14 protein-coding genes are annotated in these 15,551 nt (G+C 67.7%); 6 read left to right on the top strand and 8 right to left on the bottom strand.

Going from position 1 to position 15,551, the window contains the following annotated elements:
- Positions 1–45: 45 nt before the first annotated feature.
- Complete coding sequence (locus tag E1J61_RS27480; protein WP_133097090.1) at positions 46–969, bottom strand: LysR family transcriptional regulator; 924 nt, start codon at positions 967–969, stop codon at positions 46–48.
- Positions 970–1,231: 262 nt separating this feature from the next.
- On the opposite strand from E1J61_RS27480, the gene E1J61_RS27475 reads away from it, so the two are divergent.
- Positions 1,232–1,567: a hypothetical protein gene (locus E1J61_RS27475; protein ID WP_133097089.1), complete on the top strand. Its 336-nt coding sequence runs from the start codon at positions 1,232–1,234 to the stop codon at positions 1,565–1,567.
- Positions 1,568–1,608: 41 nt separating this feature from the next.
- On the opposite strand, the gene fumC is transcribed toward E1J61_RS27475, so the two are convergent.
- Both fumC and E1J61_RS27465 read right to left on the bottom strand, forming a co-directional pair.
- Positions 1,609–3,015: a class II fumarate hydratase gene (gene fumC, locus E1J61_RS27470; protein ID WP_133097088.1), complete on the bottom strand. Its 1,407-nt coding sequence runs from the start codon at positions 3,013–3,015 to the stop codon at positions 1,609–1,611.
- A 243-nt stretch (positions 3,016–3,258) separates the two neighbouring features.
- Complete coding sequence (locus E1J61_RS27465) at positions 3,259–3,609, bottom strand: four-helix bundle copper-binding protein (RefSeq protein WP_133097087.1); 351 nt, start codon at positions 3,607–3,609, stop codon at positions 3,259–3,261.
- 468 nt (positions 3,610–4,077) lie between these two features.
- On the opposite strand from E1J61_RS27465, the gene E1J61_RS27460 reads away from it, so the two are divergent.
- Positions 4,078–4,464, top strand: a complete 387-nt coding sequence (locus tag E1J61_RS27460; protein ID WP_133097086.1) for a hypothetical protein — start codon at positions 4,078–4,080, stop codon at positions 4,462–4,464.
- A 353-nt stretch (positions 4,465–4,817) separates the two neighbouring features.
- On the top strand, positions 4,818–8,015 hold the full coding sequence (locus E1J61_RS27455; protein ID WP_133097085.1) for an EAL domain-containing protein: 3,198 nt from the start codon (positions 4,818–4,820) through the stop codon (positions 8,013–8,015).
- Between the two features lie 79 nt (positions 8,016–8,094).
- Here the strand turns inward: E1J61_RS27455 and E1J61_RS27450 are convergent, their stop codons facing one another.
- A complete protein-coding gene (locus tag E1J61_RS27450; protein WP_133097084.1) occupies positions 8,095–8,415 on the bottom strand; it encodes a PadR family transcriptional regulator in 321 nt (106 codons plus the stop codon).
- A 534-nt stretch (positions 8,416–8,949) separates the two neighbouring features.
- Here E1J61_RS27450 and E1J61_RS27445 point away from each other — a divergent pair.
- On the top strand, positions 8,950–9,873 hold the full coding sequence (locus E1J61_RS27445; RefSeq protein WP_133097083.1) for a DMT family transporter: 924 nt from the start codon (positions 8,950–8,952) through the stop codon (positions 9,871–9,873).
- Positions 9,874–9,877: 4 nt separating this feature from the next.
- Here E1J61_RS27445 and E1J61_RS27440 read toward each other — a convergent pair whose 3' ends face one another.
- Both E1J61_RS27440 and fur read right to left on the bottom strand, forming a co-directional pair.
- On the bottom strand, positions 9,878–10,165 hold the full coding sequence (locus E1J61_RS27440; protein WP_133097082.1) for a hypothetical protein: 288 nt from the start codon (positions 10,163–10,165) through the stop codon (positions 9,878–9,880).
- A gap of 53 nt (positions 10,166–10,218) precedes the next feature.
- Complete coding sequence (gene fur / locus E1J61_RS27435) at positions 10,219–10,692, bottom strand: ferric iron uptake transcriptional regulator (RefSeq protein WP_240745754.1); 474 nt, start codon at positions 10,690–10,692, stop codon at positions 10,219–10,221.
- Between the two features lie 723 nt (positions 10,693–11,415).
- Between fur and E1J61_RS27430 the strand changes: the two genes are divergently transcribed.
- Positions 11,416–12,786, top strand: a complete 1,371-nt coding sequence (locus E1J61_RS27430; RefSeq protein ID WP_133097081.1) for an FAD-containing oxidoreductase — start codon at positions 11,416–11,418, stop codon at positions 12,784–12,786.
- Positions 12,787–12,833: 47 nt separating this feature from the next.
- On the opposite strand, the gene E1J61_RS38685 is transcribed toward E1J61_RS27430, so the two are convergent.
- Positions 12,834–12,956: a hypothetical protein gene (locus E1J61_RS38685; protein WP_256376143.1), complete on the bottom strand. Its 123-nt coding sequence runs from the start codon at positions 12,954–12,956 to the stop codon at positions 12,834–12,836.
- A gap of 133 nt (positions 12,957–13,089) precedes the next feature.
- Positions 13,090–14,019, bottom strand: coding sequence for a LysR family transcriptional regulator (locus E1J61_RS27420; protein WP_133097080.1), 930 nt, complete (start codon positions 14,017–14,019; stop codon positions 13,090–13,092).
- Positions 14,020–14,228: 209 nt separating this feature from the next.
- Here E1J61_RS27420 and E1J61_RS27415 point away from each other — a divergent pair, with 209 nt between their 5' ends.
- Positions 14,229–15,524 (top strand): MFS transporter, encoded by a 1,296-nt coding sequence (locus E1J61_RS27415; RefSeq protein WP_133097079.1) that lies wholly within the window; start codon positions 14,229–14,231, stop codon positions 15,522–15,524.
- The last annotated feature ends 27 nt before the right edge of the window (positions 15,525–15,551 follow it).

Raw genomic sequence — 15,551 nt, 5'->3', positions numbered from 1 at the left:
AGTGCCTGGCGCCGTGCCCAACGGCTCCCGATCCGCCTTGCAGCGCTAGCGGTGCAGCCGCGGCCACACCGCCTGCAGCTCGGTTTTCAGGAAGTTCAGCAGGTAGCGCGTCGCCAGCGTCTGGTAGCGGTTTGGCATGGTCAGCATGTACAGTCGGCTGCCGAACACGCTGATGCGGTAATCCGGCAGCAGCTGCACCAGCCCGCCGCTCGCCAGTTCCTCGCCGATCGCGTAGATTGGCGTGATGCCGATGCCCAGGCCGGCCACCACTCCTTCCTTCAGGAAGCCGAAATTATCGGAACTGAGCGTCGGTTCCAGCACCACCTGGTCGCGGGCTTCCTGCGCTTCGCTGCCGGGCCGCGTTCCCGCGACCTTCAGCTTTTGCCCGACTGGCGAGGCGCAAACGATCGCATGCTGCTGCAGGTCTGCGAGTGACTGGGGCGCGGGATGGTTTGCCAGGTAGGCGGGCGAAGCGCAGATGACCCAGTCCACCGTGCCAATCTCGGTGGCGATGACCGAATCGGGCGGCGTGGAGATGATGCGCAGCGCCACGTCCACATCCTCGGACACCAGGTTGTGCACGCGGTTGTCGAACACGACATCGAGGGTGATGTCGGGATAGCGCTGCTTGAATTGCACCATCAGCGGCGACAGCAGCGTATGGCCAAGGCCGGTAGGGACCGAAAGCCGCACATGGCCCTGCAGGCTCTTGCCCATGTTGCTGATCAGCGCATTGGCGGCTGCCACCTCGCCGAGGATATTGCGCCCGTGCTCGTACAGCCCGGCCCCCACAGGCGTGGGCTCGACATGGCGGGTGGTCCGCCGCAGCAGCTGCACGCCCAGCTCTTCTTCCAGCGCCTTCAGCCGGTAGCTGACATTGGCGCGCGTCATCTTGAGCTTGCGCGCGGCCGCGCTCAGGTTGCCGGCGTCGACGATGTCGACGAACAGGCGCAAGGCGTTGAGGTCCATGGCTAGTAGGAAAGAGCTAGTAGGAAAGAAAAAGGGCCGGCCCCGTATATTGCCATGCTGGCGCGCGCACCTCGGCGCCGAGGTGCAGCATACGGCGAACGTATCATCAGGGTTTGGGGGATTGTCCAGCCGGCGAAACAGTGTGTGCCGCGTTTCGGCCGCCCGTGACGGCGTTTCAGGCTGGCCATCGCTTGCACCGAACGCGACTCTGGGCAATGATGCGATCCACACCGTCAACCGGCCCGACGCGCCCCCCTTTGCCATGCACCGCTTGATGCGCCGCTGGCTGTGCGTGCCTTTGTTCATTGCCGGCGCCAGTGCCTCTGCCCAGGACCTGGTCGAGTGCAAGCGGATCGAGCATGACCAGCTGATTGCCGCCACCCAGGAAACGCTGCTGTTCCTGCGCTGCCGTGCGCGCCAGGTCGCCTACGAAGCGCCACGCCTCAAAGGCGTCTCGCAGCGCTTCAAGGATGACCTGATCTTCGCTTGCCTGGACCAGGCGGACGCGGTCGAGCACCAGTTGCGCGTACGCCATGGCTATTCGCGCGAAGCGCTGGCGCGCCAGCGCTGCAATCCGCTGGGCGGCACGCCCGGCTGAGCCGCGCGACCGCCATCAACACGCGCTCGCGTCGACGCGGCTCATACTTCGCGCGTCATGCCGGCCAGGTCGATCCACTCGCGGAACTGCTCCTCGGTCACATGTCCGGACGCGATCGCCGCTTCCCGCAGGGACAGGTTGCGCTGCACCGCCAGCTTGGCGATCTCGGCGGCCTTGTCGTAGCCGATATGCGGGTTGAGCGCCGTGACCGGCATCAGCGAGCGTTCCAGCAGCTCGGCAATGCGCTCGCGGTCGGCCTCGACGCCCTCGACCATATGCTCGGCAAAGCTCGACGCCGCCCCCGCCAGCAGGCTGACCGACTGCAGCAGGCTGTAGATGATCACCGGCTTGTACGCATTCAGCTCCAGCGTGCCCAGGCCGTTGGCCAGCGTCACCGTGGTGTGGTTGCCGATCACGCGGCAGCACACCATGGCCAGCGCCTCCGCCTGGGTCGGATTGACCTTGCCCGGCATGATCGACGAGCCCGGCTCGTTGGCCGGCAGGATCAGCTCGGCGAAGCCGGCGCGCGGCCCCGAGCCCAGCAGCATGAAATCGCGCGCGATCTTCAGGAATGACGAGGCGGTGGTGTTGAGCGCGCCCGACAGGTCGGCCAGCGCATCATGCGAGGCCTGCAGCGCGTAGCGGTTGGGCGCGGGCTCGAACGGCAGGCCGGTGTAATCGGCCAGCGCGCGCGCAAAGGCCACGGCAAAGCCGTGCGGCGCGTTCAGCCCGGTGCCGACCGCGGTGCCGCCCTGCGCCACCGGCATGGCGCGCAGCATGGCCTGCTGCAGCCGCGATTGCGCATCGGCGACTTGCGTCATGTAGCCCGAGAACTCCTGGCCCAGCGTGAGCGGCACAGCGTCCTGCAGGTGCGTGCGGCCGACCTTGACGATATCGGCGAAGGCTTCCACCTTGCGCGCAAAGGTCTGCTGCAGCTGCTCCAGCGCCGGCAGCAGCTGTTGCTGGATCGCGCGCGTCGCGGCGATGTGCATCGCGGTCGGGAAGCTGTCGTTGCTCGACTGGCTGGCATTGACGTGGTCGTTCGGGTGCACCGGCTTCTTGCTGCCGACTTCTCCGCCGAGCAGCTGGATCGCGCGGTTGGCGATGACCTCGTTGAGGTTCATGTTGGTCTGCGTGCCCGATCCCGTCTGCCAGACCGACAGCGGAAACTCCTGCGGCCAGCGGCCTTCGATCACTTCCGTGGCCGCCTGCTCGATGGCCTGTGCCAGCTCGGGCGGCAGTACGCCCAGCTCACGGTTGGCGCGGGCCGCGCACAGCTTCAGGACGGCAAAGGCCTCGACCAGCGCCGGCGGCATCTTCTCGTCGCCGATGCGGAAGTTCTGGCGCGAGCGTTCGGTCTGCGCGCCCCAGAGGTGGTCGGCGGGCACCGGGACATCGCCCAGGCTGTCTTTCTCGATGCGGGTGTTGCTGGCGGAAGGGCTGGACATGGACAGACTCCTTTGCAAGGCAGGAGGCGGCGCTGCGGGCGCCGGCATTGCCGGATGGAAGGAACGTGGCAAGGAACGTGGGGAAGCGCGGGCGCCGGCAAGTCATGGCCGTCTGGAGCCAGGCCGCGCACCGCCCGTGCGAGCAGTCCGCCAGATTACGCCGCAGGCGCGCTGCGTGCGTTCAAGTCCATGCTGCCCGCCGGGGTAACCAGCATGCGGCCGACGCGGCGGGCGGGGGCGCGGCTACGCCGTCATCTTGAGGCACTGCTCCATGCAAACCGCACAGGCCCGCGCGCACTCCTGGCAGTGCTCGGCGTCATGGCGCTCGCATTCCTCCTTGCACCACTTGCAGACTTCGGCGCAGTCCTCGCAGACCAGCGGCGCGAACTCGCTGTTGCGCAGCATGTAGGAGGCGGCCAGCTGCGCGATGCCGGCGACATCCATGTCCAGCGCGATGCAGCGCGCCATCCTGTGCACGTCCTGCTCTTCCAGGCAGGCCCCGGCGCATTTCAGCGCGGCGGCGGCACAGGCGTTGCACGCGGCGATGCAGTCGGCGTAGCGGGCGGCGTTTTCCTGCACGGTGGGTCGGATCATCGAGCGTCCTCCTTCGGGGGTAGGTGGATGGAACCGTGAATGCCGGCGCGTGGCCGGCGGGCGCAGGGCACCGCGCCGCCCTGGCGGCGGCAAGCCGGTCCCATGGCATGCCCGCGGTGATGCGGGCGCCCCAAAGGCGCCGTCACGGGGCATCGTTATTCACAATAGCAGGCGAAAGTCGATCCTGCGGGCCCGGTACTTGCAGCGCCGCGCTGGTTACAATGCCGCCTGCGCAGGCGTTCCGGAGGATAGGGCGCGGGTATCGTGCCCGGCACCCGGCGTGGTCGTCGGGCACCACCGTCCCCCCAACCGCATCTAACAGGAAGCCGCAGACAACATGACGCATTGCCGGGCTCCGGCCGGGCACGCGACAGGCCGCCAGTCGGCTACCCAACAACACACCGCACCGCGTGGCCACAGTGGCCGCGCCGGGGCAAGCACACCGGCAGCACGGGAAGGAAGGACATCATGGGCGAGGCAAAGAAACGGGGCACCCCCGAAGAGCGTGCGGCACAGGCGCGCGCGAAGATTGAGGCCCTGCGTCCGGCGCAGCTGGTCTGCGGGCACTGCAAGACTGCGTTCAAGCAGTTCGACACCCTCAACGTGCCGGGCCTGCCCGGCATCGACGCCGTGTTCGGCGGGGAATGCCCCGGCTGCGGCAACGATGTGGTGGTGTTCAAGGGCGCGCCGGAAGCCGTGGCGCAGGCCATGATCGCCTGGGAAAAGATGCTGGGCGCCGACGCCCAGCTTGGCTACCAGTCCAGCGACGGGCGCCATGTCCCGTTCGAGCCGGAAGGCAGCGGTGCGGCAACTGCCAACACCGTGCCTGGCAAGCCTGGCGGCACGCTGCATTGACGGGCCGCCGGCCCGGCACGGGCCTGCCACGGCCCGGCTGGTGGCTGAGTTCGCCGGCCAGGTCCGGCGGACCGATTTCATAGCGCCCGCGCCCGGCACCCTTGGCGCGGTACAGCAGCACGTCCGCGAGCCGCGTCAGCCCGCGGTCCTGCACCGGCCCGCCGTGGTAGAGCGCCATATCGGGCCAGCACCTTACACCCCTTCGGGTCACGCGCACGGGACTGTGCCTTGTGCATCCGTCGCGGTATAGTGCCGCGTTATCGCAAGGCACGCAGCCGTTTGCCGGGCGCTGGCCAGCCTGACGGGTTCCGTGGCAGGCGCGCGTCGCTGGCGCCAGACCGTTCACGAAGACCATGAGACTGACTGCGCTTCCCCCTGCCTTGCTGTCGCTGCTGGTCGCGGCAGGCGGGGCGCTGCTGACCGCGGGGGCGTGGCGCCAGGTACAGCAATTCGAGCAGCGGCTGGCCCAGCAGCATTTCGATGCGCGGCTGAGCCAGGCCAGCAGTGCACTGCGCGAGCGCATGCTCGAGAACGAGCGGCTGCTGCGCGGCGTGGCGGGCCTGATGACGGCCAATCCGGCAACTTCGCGCGCGCAATGGCGCAACTATCTCTATACCGCCCAGCTCGATGAGCTGCCGCCCGGCACACAATCGATCGGCTACGCACCGCTGACGGCGCCGCGCCAGGTCCAACCCCTGATCGCGGCCGCGCGCGCCGATGGCCTGACCGATTACCGGATCCATCCCGCCGGCCCGCGCAGGCTCTACGCGCCCATCCTCTACGTGGAGCCGCTGGCCGGGCGCAACGCCCGCGCCGCCGGCTTTGACCTGCTGTCCGAGCCGTCCCGTCGTGCCGCGATGGAAGCGGCGCGCGACAGCGGCGAGCCCCGGCTGACGCGCGGGCTCGACCTGGTGCGCGAGGCCGAGGCGCAGGAGCGCCAGCGCGGCGCGCTGCTGTTCCTGCCGGTCTACGGTGGCGGCGTGGCCGCCAGCACGCTGGCGCAGCGGCGCGAGGCGGTGGTCGGCTATGTCTATGTGTCGCTGCGGCTGGGCGACCTGATGCGCGGGATCGGCGCGCCGGCACTGGCGGACCTGGAGCTGTCGCTGCACGAGGGCACGCCTGCCATGCCCGGCCCGCAGCTGTCGGATACGGTTGGTACCGCGGATCGCGATGACGGCAATGCCCCATTGCTGCGCGGCGAGCGCCAGTTCCACTATGGTGGCGCCGCGTGGACGCTGCGTGCGGCCACGCGTCCCGCGTTCGAGGCGGCATATGGCCCGCGCCAGGGGTATGCCGTGCTGGCCGCGGGCGCGCTCGCCACGCTGGCGCTGGCCGGCATGGCCTATGCGCTGGCACGGCAGCGCCGCACCGCGCGGCAACGCGAGGCGCAGGCTGTCCCCCCCTGGGAAGACGACAATGCCACGCTGCAGGCATGCATGGCGCAATCCGCCGACGGCTTTGTCCTCACCGACGCCAACGGCGTGGTCGTGCGTGCCAGCGAGCGCGCCGGCATGCTGTTCGGCATCGCGCCGCCCGATCTCGTCGGGCGTAGCCTCGATACGCTCGCCCCGGGCGCCACCGGTGTCGTGGAGGGTGCCGATGGCGCTGGCCTGGCCCGCGGCGCCGCGCAGCGAGAGCTGGCCGGCGTGCGTAGCGACGGCAGCCGTTTCCCGCTGCGCGCCAGTGCCGCGCACCTGCCCAGCGCCGAGGGCGGCGACAGCAGCGACAGCGGCGCCCACTGGCTGTGGGCAATCACCGACCTGGAGCCGCAGCAGCGCGCGCACCAGGCCGCCGCGCACCAGGCCGCGCGCTACGCCGGGCTGCTCGACCATGCCAGCTTCGGCGTCATCACCTTCGGCGACGACGGCGTGATCACCAGCGTCAATGCCGCAGGCACGCGCATGCTGTGGTACGCCACCGCCGAGCTGGTCGGCCGCATGCCGGTCACCGGGCTGCATCTCGCCGACGAACTGGCGGCGCACGCGCGCGCGCTCAGCCAGGAGCTGGGCGAACCGGTGCCGGCCGGCATGCCCGCGCTGGTCGCCAAGGCGCGGCTCGGCCTGACCGACGAAGGCGAATGGACCTGGGTGCGCAAGGGCGGGTCGCGCCTGCCGGTGCAGGTATCCGTGTCGGCGCTGGCCGCGCAGCCGGACGGGCCGCCGGCAGGCTACCAGGCCATCGCCTACGACCTGACCGAACGCCGCCGTGTCGACGAATACATCCGCCACCTGGCGCTGCACGACCCGCTGACCGGCCTGCCCAACCGCGCCGAACTCAACGAGTGCGCACAGCCCATGCTGCTGCACGCGCGCCGCCACGGCGAACGCGTGGCGCTGCTGCTGCTGGACCTGGACCACTTCAAGCACATCAATGATTCACTCGGCCACCCGGTCGGCGACGACGTGCTGCGCACCATGGCCGACCGCCTCAAGGGCGCGGTGCGCCAGGGCGACCTGGTGGCGCGCATGGGCGGCGACGAATTCGGCGTGGTGCTGGGCGGCCTGCGCGACGACAGCGAGGCCGAGCTGATCGCCGCCAAGATCCAGGCGCGGGTCAATGAGGAACTGCTGGCCGGCGGGCAGCGCCTGCGCGTGACCCTGTCGATCGGCATGGCGATCTTCCCCGAAGACGGCGATTCGCTGACCGAGCTGATGAAGTCCGCCGACGCCGCCGTCTATGCCGCCAAGCAGGGTGGCCGCGCCCAGCTGTGCCGCTTTGCCGCGTCGATGGCGGAGGCCTCGCTGGCGCGCTTCACCATCGAAGGGCTGCTGCGCCGCGCGCTGGCCGGCAATGAATTCCGGCTGCGCTACCAGCCCATCGTCGATACCGCCACGAAAGAGATTACCGGCGTCGAGGCGCTGATCGCCTGGGAAACGCCCGAACGCGGCCCGATGCAGCCGTCCGAGTTCATTCCCATCGCCGAGCAAAGCGGGCTGGTCGCGCCGCTGGGCGAATGGACGCTGGCCACCGCCTGCCGCGAGATCCAGGCGCTGCGCGAGGCGTTGGGCCGCGACATCGAAGTGGCGGTCAATATCTCGCCGCTGCAGCTGCGCCAGGCCGGCTTCCCGGACACCGTGGCGCGCTGCCTGGAGCAGGCCGGCCTGCCGCCGCGGCAACTGGTGATCGAGGTCACCGAAGGCATCCTCGTCGACGGCGGCGAGACCACCATCGAGACCTTCCGTCGGCTGCGCGCGCTTGGCGTGGCGCTGTCGATCGACGATTTCGGCACCGGCTATTCCGGCCTGAACTACCTGACCCGGCTGCCGATCGACCGGCTCAAGATCGACAAGTCCTTCGTCGACGACGTGGCCACGCCCGGCCACGACCAGGCGGTGGCTGCGGCGATCATCGCGCTCGGGCACCAGTTGCACCTGAAGGTGGTTGCCGAAGGGGTGGAAACCGCGGCGCAGTTCGAGTTCCTGCGGTCGCAGGGCTGCGACGGCGTGCAGGGCTTCCTGTTCTGCCAGGCGGTGGCGCCGCACGCCTTGCGCCAGCTGCTGGAGACAGGCCTGGAAACGCCGCTGGCCGACCAGGCCGCCCCGCGGCAATAGGCCGGACACGCCGGACTGCGGCCTCGCAGAAACGGGTACGCTCAGTGCGGTTGGGCGGCTTAGTGAATGCGCGGACCGGTCAGGCTTCGCGCGGCGTGTCGGGGGTGGGAAGCTCGGCGTGCAGGCGGCGGTACAGTTCGTCGATGCGCTGGCGGCTGGCCGCCAGTTCCTCGCGGCCGCGCTCGGTCAGCAGGTAGACGCGGCCGATGCCGTCGCGCAGCACGCTTTCGAGATAGCCCTCCATCTGCAGGGCGCGCAGCAGGGGACGCACGGTGCCGATGTCGACCTGGAAGCCGTACTCCAGCAGCATGTCGGCGAGCATGGCTACCGTGGCGGGGACTTCCAGGGCAAATTGCAGGACGTAGACGCGGGCAAGCAGGCCCAGGAACTGTCGTTTCATGAAATCTGGCAACGCGGCAGCCGTACCGGCGGTTGACGCGGGCGGCATGCTGGATGTTTGGGTTTGCGGACGTTGTGCCGCCAACAGCGGAAACGCTGCCGGTAGCCGGGATTTACCGTGCAGCGCATGCCGGATAATTCACTTTAGACGGCGCAGGCAAAAAAGAAGCCGCCAGGTGCCCTGGCGGCTTGTCGGGAATGCGTCGGAGGGGTCAATTAACTCTGGCGCAGACCAGAGTTTAATTTAACTGAATACGGCTTGTCACCTGTCTGATTCGACACCCCTCCCATGGAGGGGTATAGGTGTAGGCGGTTCGAAGGGAACGCCCTGCAATTGTCTGCCATTGTGCCCAAAAAGGCAGCCTGATGTGAGGTAGATCCCTCAACTGCAGCGAAAAAGCGACTCACATGTGCCGCATTCATCGCATGCAACAAGATGCAGATGTCCGAATCCGGCTTGCGCCCGTGCCACCACCAGCGTCAAATCGCGACACCCTCATCTTGCCGTGGCGACGCAGCTCGCCGCCGCCTCCTCATGAAGCCCGCCGATCTCGCACGCCTGCTCACCTTGGCCGCCATTTGGGGCGCCAGTTTTCTGTTCATCCGCATTGGCGCGCCGGTGCTCGGCCCGATGCCGGCCGCTTTCGTGCGCGTGCTCGTTGCCGCCATCACGCTCGCCGTATGCCTGCCGTTGTTGGGACTGCGCTGGGACATGCGCGCCAAATGGCCGGCGGTGCTCACACTGGGCGTGATCAACTCCGGCATTCCGTTCGCCATGTACGCGGTGGCGGCGCTGTGGCTGCCCGCCGGCTATTCGGCGGTGTTCAATGCCATGACGCCGCTGATGGGCGTCGTGATCGGCGCGCTGGCCTTTTCCGAACGGCTGACGCGCGCCAAGGCGCTGGGCGTGATGCTGGGCGTGGCCGGCGTGGCGGTGCTGACGCGCACCGGCCCGGTCGCGTTCTCGACCGAGCTGCTGCTCGGCGCGCTGGCTTGCCTGGTGGCGACCGCCTGCTACGGCCTGTCCGGCTTCCTGGCGCGGCGCTGGATCACCCAGCGCGGCGGCCTGGACAGCCGCCTGGTCGCCGCCGGCAGCATGGTCGGCGCGACGCTGTTCCTGCTGCCGTTTTGCGCCGCTGCGCTGTGGCGCCACAACACCCTGCCCGAGGCCGGCGCCGGAGTGTGGTGGGCCATGGCGGGCCTTGGCGTGCTCTGCACGGCGCTGGCCTACATCCTCTATTACCGGCTGATTGCCGACCTTGGCCCGGTGCGCTCGCTGACCGTGACCTTCCTGATTCCGCCGTTCGGCATGGTCTGGGGCGCACTGTTCCTGGGCGAGGCGCTGTCGTGGGCCCATGCCGCTGGCGGCGCGCTGATCGGCCTGGCGGTGTGGCTGGTGCTGCGGCCGGTGATGGCCGACGTGCCGGCGGCGGCGGTGGGGATGCCGGCGAAACGCTGACCTGTCAGCAAGCCGCCCCTGGGCGCGCTGGCGCTCCCGCCGTCGTTCCCGCGGCGACGTTGTACTGCTCCCGCACCATCATCACGACGCGGCGCGCCTGGCGCCAATGGCGGATGGCGTCGGCCTCGGTACGTTCGGGGAAATCGACCTCGGCGCTCCAGTTGCAGCCGGTGTGGTCGGGCCGGTGCACGCACACCGCCCGCAGCTGGCAGTCATGGCAGCCGGGTTCCTGCCTCAGGTACACGCTGAGCAGGCGTTCCAGTTCGGATAGCGGCTTGGTCAGGCGCTTCATGATGGCTCCGTCAGGGCGCGGCATCGCTATGTCTACGCGGACCTCGGGCGCGTTCAGGCTTGCGTGGGCAGCGCCGCGGACAGATGCGTTTCGTCCGCCGCGCCGGCACGGCACTCGGGGCAGACGCCGTACAGCACCAGCATGTGCTCGCGCAAAATAAAGGCGTTGTCGGCGGCCACCTGGCGCTGGCGTTGCTCGATGCTTTCGTCGCGGAATTCCTCCACGCGGCCGCAGGCAACGCAGATCAGGTGGTCATGGTGGCCGCCTTCGTTGAGTTCGAACACGGCGTGGTCGGACTCGAAGGTGTGCCGCAGCAGGATGTCGGCCTGCACCAGCTGGTTGAGCACCCGGTACACGGTAGACAGTCCCGCATCCTCGTCCTGGGTCAGCAGGATGCGGTAGACATCCTCCGCACTGAGATGGCGCCGTGCGCTGGTGCGGAACACTTCAAGGATCCGCATCCGCGGCGATGTAGCCTTCAGGCCCGCGCGCTTGAGGTGGATCGGGCTGGACTGTTCGGATGACATGGCGGATGACATTGGAATGCTGCTGTTGCCCCGCATCGGGCAGGGCGGCACCGTGCCCGTCGCCGCGCACGGCGGCGTCGATGGCTTGGCGGGATATTCAGGCTGGAGCGCCAGGGCCGGCCGCGCGCAGCGCTGGCGTCCCTGGCGGCACGCCGTGCCTGCACGACGCGCTGAATAAAAAGGCGGCCTGGCTTGCCTGCGGAAGACGCGATGGGGAAAGCGGGGTCTGGTTGCTTTCCCGATCTTCCGAAGACTGGCTACTGCCAAACGCTCCGCGTGACGGAGCGGTCCCCACAAAAGTCGGTATCGGATGCCGCGTGGCGTGGCACGTGGCGGCGTCCGGAAATTCTGTCCTGCCAGGGTTCGGGGCGGTGCCGCTTGCCGCGGCGGCCTCGGTGCTGGCCGGGCTGCCTGGGTGGTGAAGCACCGTGCGTCAGGCAGTGATCGAATAGTAAATGGGAATCGATCTCATTACAAGTGAAATTTTTGCCGATCTGATTTCTGATTGAATCGAGGCCCAGTCACACTGAACTGCGCGGGGCTTCTTCCATGACATGACGCTGGACGGAGCCATCACCTCGCCTGCCTGCCGTGACCCAATTCACCTAAAGTTGACTTTGCTTTGACGAGCGCGCAGCCAGCATCGCTCCCAGATCCACAGCGGGAGCGCACCGCTGCGCTTGGGTTGTGTAGCGGCCCCGGCACAAGGTAAGGAGAAGCGTGATGGCTCAGGTATTCGACGCGATCATCATCGGCACCGGACAAGCTGGCCCCGCGCTGGCCGCGCGGCTGTCCGGCGCAGGCAAGAAAGTGGCAGTCATCGAACGTGCGAACTTTGGCGGCACGTGCGTGAACACCGGTTGCATCCCGACCAAGACGCTGATCGCGAGCGCGTATGCGGCCCATCTTGCGCGGCGCGCGGGCGACTATGGCGTGACGATCGGTGGGCCGGTTGCCATCGACATGAGGCAGGTGAAGGCGCGCAAGGACGAAATCGCCGGGCGCTCCGCCAGTGGCGTGGAACAGTGGATGCGCGGCCTGGCCAACGGCACCGTCTATCAGGGGCACGCCCGCTTCGAAAGCGCGCACACCGTGCGCGTCAATGGCGAACTGCTGGAAGCTGAGCGGATCTTTATCAACGTCGGTGGCCGGGCCCTCGTTCCGCCGATGCCCGGGCTCGACGAAGTGGCGTACCTGACCAATGCGGGCATGATGAACGTTGACTACCTGCCTGAGCATCTGGTCGTCATTGGCGGCAGCTACATAGGCCTGGAGTTTGCCCAGATGTACCGACGCTTTGGCGCCAGGGTCACCGTGGTGGAAAAAGGCCCGCGCCTGATCCAGCGCGAGGACGAAGACGTGTCGGAGGCGGTGCGGGAGATACTGGAGCGGGAGGGGGTCGAAATCCGCCTCGATGCCAACTGCCTGACTGCCCGCCGGGCGGGAGCAGGCATCTCCGTCGGGCTCGATTGCGCGTCTGGTTCGCGCGACGTCAATGGCTCGCACCTGCTCCTGGCAGTGGGGAGGGTACCCAACACGGCAGACCTGGGACTCGACAAGGCAGGGGTCGAAGCCGACGAGCGGGGCTATATCAAGGTGGATGAACAGTTGCGCACCAGCGTCCCCGGCATCTGGGCGCTGGGTGACTGCAACGGCCGCGGGGCCTTCACGCATACGTCGTATCACGACCACGAAATCGTCGCCGCCAACTTGCTCGACAACGATCCTCGCACGGTTGCGGACCGCATCACGGCCTATGCCTTGTTCACCGATCCCCCGCTCGGGCGCGCCGGCATGACTGAAACGGAGGCCCGCCAGTCCGGGCGCAACGTTCTTGTCGGCAGGCGCCCTATGAGCCGCGTCGGGCGCGCCGTGGAAAAGGGCGAAAGCCAGGGTTTCATGAAGGTGGTGGTCGACGCCGACAGCCGCTTGATCCTGGGCGCGGCAATCCTGGGTCTGAACGGCGACGAGGTGATTCACTCCCTGCTCGACGTGATGTATGCCGGGGCGCCCTATACCACCATCAGCCGCGCCATGCACATCCATCCCACGGTATCCGAGCTGGTGCCGACAATGCTGCAGGAGCTGGCATGAGTGGATGGAAATGGCGACAGCCGAAGGTGAGGCGTAGGCCTGCGGCATCAGAGTCCCTTGGCGAACGAGTCCGACTCGCCGGCGCGGGCGCCGTCGGTGTACAAGTCGTAAGCACCGATGCGCGCACCGTCCGTGAACGGATCGGGCTTGCGAGCGGGCGACGCGGACACACCTGTCCGGTCCATGCCGGCCACAACGACTTCTCCTGCGTGGGCGTAGCCGCCCGACAGCGCGGCAGCAACGGTCAGGGTCGTCGACGCAACAACAAGTGCGGATGCTGCGGCTGGAGAACGAGGGATCCGGCTAATCCGCGCCGGGCGTGGTCCTGGCAAACATGGACATGTGCCGCGTGATATGGCTTAGCAGTTCGAGCGCAGCCGCCGGCAATGGCCGGCCGGCCTTCACCATCAGCCTTGCCTGGGTGCCCATGAACAGCGGGTGATCGATCGGCACGACGGCGAGCGTGCCTGCCGCGATCTCGCGATAGGCGGCAAATTCACCGATCAGCGTCATGAAATTGTTGTAGCCGACGAACTGCTTCAGGGCCGTCAGCGAATTGCTGACCAGCGTCGCCCGGATCGAGATGTTCTCGGCAAACTCCACCATGCTCAGTGCATGACCCACGCCGAATGATGCGGGCATGATCGCGAGCGGGTAGGCCTGCAGATCCTGGAGGCTGGCCGCGCCGCCGCGCACGGCAAGGGGATGGTCGGGGCGGACCAGCAGGACCACCGGCTGCGCCGCACTCGCGCGGTACTCGACGCGCGGATGGGGCGGCGGATTGTACGCCAGGCCGATATGTGCGCGGCTTTCGGCGACTTCCTGCAGCACGCCGTCCACCGCCAGGATGTCCATGTGGATATCGAGCTTCGGATACCGGGCGCAGAACTGCGCAAGGACTTCGTTGACCAGGAGGTCCACATAGCCTTCGCTCAGCACCAGCCGGACCTCGCCTTGCTGCAAGCCCTTCAGTGAATGCAACTGGTCTTCGAGCTTCTCCTGGTGCGAGCGATAGCCACGCCAGAACTCGAGCAGGTGCGCAGCCGCCGCAGTCGGCTTGAGGCCACGCGGCTCGCGCTCGAACAGCGTCGCGCCGAGTTCTTCCTCGAGCAGCCTGATCTGCCGGGTGATCACGGACGGCGAGGTATTGAGGCTTTCCGCGGCCCCCCGGATGGTGCCGTGAGCCACGACTTCCCGGAAGTATCGCAACCGCTGCTGGTTGATCTCTCGCATGTCGAAACGCTCCGCTTCGCTTTCTGACCGCGCTGACGATACCTGAAGCCGGAGGCCCTTGCGCGGCACTTGCTGCACTCGGCGGAAAATCCGTTGCTCAAAAGGGAACGAACCGTGGACTTAGTTGCTCTTTGCCTGCCCCTCTCCGGCTGCCAGACTTCAGGCCAGAAAAACATGCAGACGACACGCAACCACAGGAGACAGGCAGCATGCTGGCAATTCCCACCTCGAGCGCCGCCGACGGCGCTTCCGACGCTTCCTCGCTGTACAGCAAGATCAACTGGCGCTTGCTGCCTTTCCTGCTGGTCTGTTACCTGTTCGCCTATCTGGACCGGGTCAATGTCGGCTTCGCCAAGCTGCAGATGCAAAGTGACCTGGGCTTCTCCGATGCCGCGTACGGCGTGGGCGCGGGGATTTTCTTTATCGGCTACGTGCTGTTCGAGTTGCCCAGCAACCTGATGCTGCCGCGGGTCGGCGCGCGCAAGACGTTCAGCCGCATCCTGGTGCTGTGGGGCATTACCTCCGCCTGCATGCTGTTCGTGCGCAACGTACCGACGTTCTACGCCATGCGCTTCCTGCTCGGCGTGTTCGAGGCGGGATTCGCCCCGGGCATGATCTATTACCTGTCGTGCTGGTACGGTCCGCAACGCATGGCCCGCGCCATCGCGATCGTCTTCCTGGCGGGCCCGATCGGCGGAATCGTCGGGGGGCCGGTGTCGGCGTGGCTGATGACCGCGCTCGCCGGCCAGGCCGGTCTCGCGGGCTGGCAGTGGATGTTCCTGGTCGAGGGCCTGCCCTGCATCCTGCTCGGTGTGATGGCTTTGCGGCTGGTGCCGGATCGGCCCGCCCAGGCCAGCTGGCTGAGCGAACAGGAACGGCGCCTGCTTGAAGCCGAGCTGAGTCCCGCGGCGGCGCACAAGCATTCCTTCAAGGCCGTGGCGAAGGACGCGCGGGTCTACGTGCTGGCCCTGGCATACTTCTGCATCATCGCAACCATCTACGCCATCAGCTTCTGGCTTCCGAGCCTCATCAAGGCACAGGGCGTGAACGATACGGTGCAGCTTGGCTGGTACTCGGCCATCCCCTACCTGGCTGCCGCCTTTGGCATGGTCTTCATGGGCCGCAGGTCTGACCGGGTCGGGGAGCGGCGCTTCCACTGCGCGGTGCCTGCGCTGGGCGCGGCAGTGCTGCTGGCGGCCTCGTTTGCAACGGATGGAAACCTGTTCGTGACGCTGGCCTTGCTGACGCTCGCCACGATGGGGCTGTGGATGGCCTACACGGTGTTCTGGGCCATGCCCGCCGAATACATCAAGGGTCCGGCGGCGGCGGGCGGCATCGCGCTGATCAATACCATTGGCTTGTCGGGCGGTTTCTGGGGTCCTGCCGTCATCGGCTGGACCAAGGGCGCGACCGGCAGCCTAAGTTATGGGGTACTGCTGATGGCTTCGCTGCCGTTGCTCGCCGCCGTGATCGTCCTTGCCAACAAGCTGCCGGCCAAGCGCTGAACCTGCGCCAGGCGGCATGAATCAAGT

Origin of the sequence: Cupriavidus sp. L7L (assembly GCF_004353535.1) — a bacterium.
GTDB lineage: Bacteria > Pseudomonadota > Gammaproteobacteria > Burkholderiales > Burkholderiaceae > Cupriavidus > Cupriavidus oxalaticus_A.
This window is presented reverse-complemented; position numbering and strand designations above follow the sequence as displayed.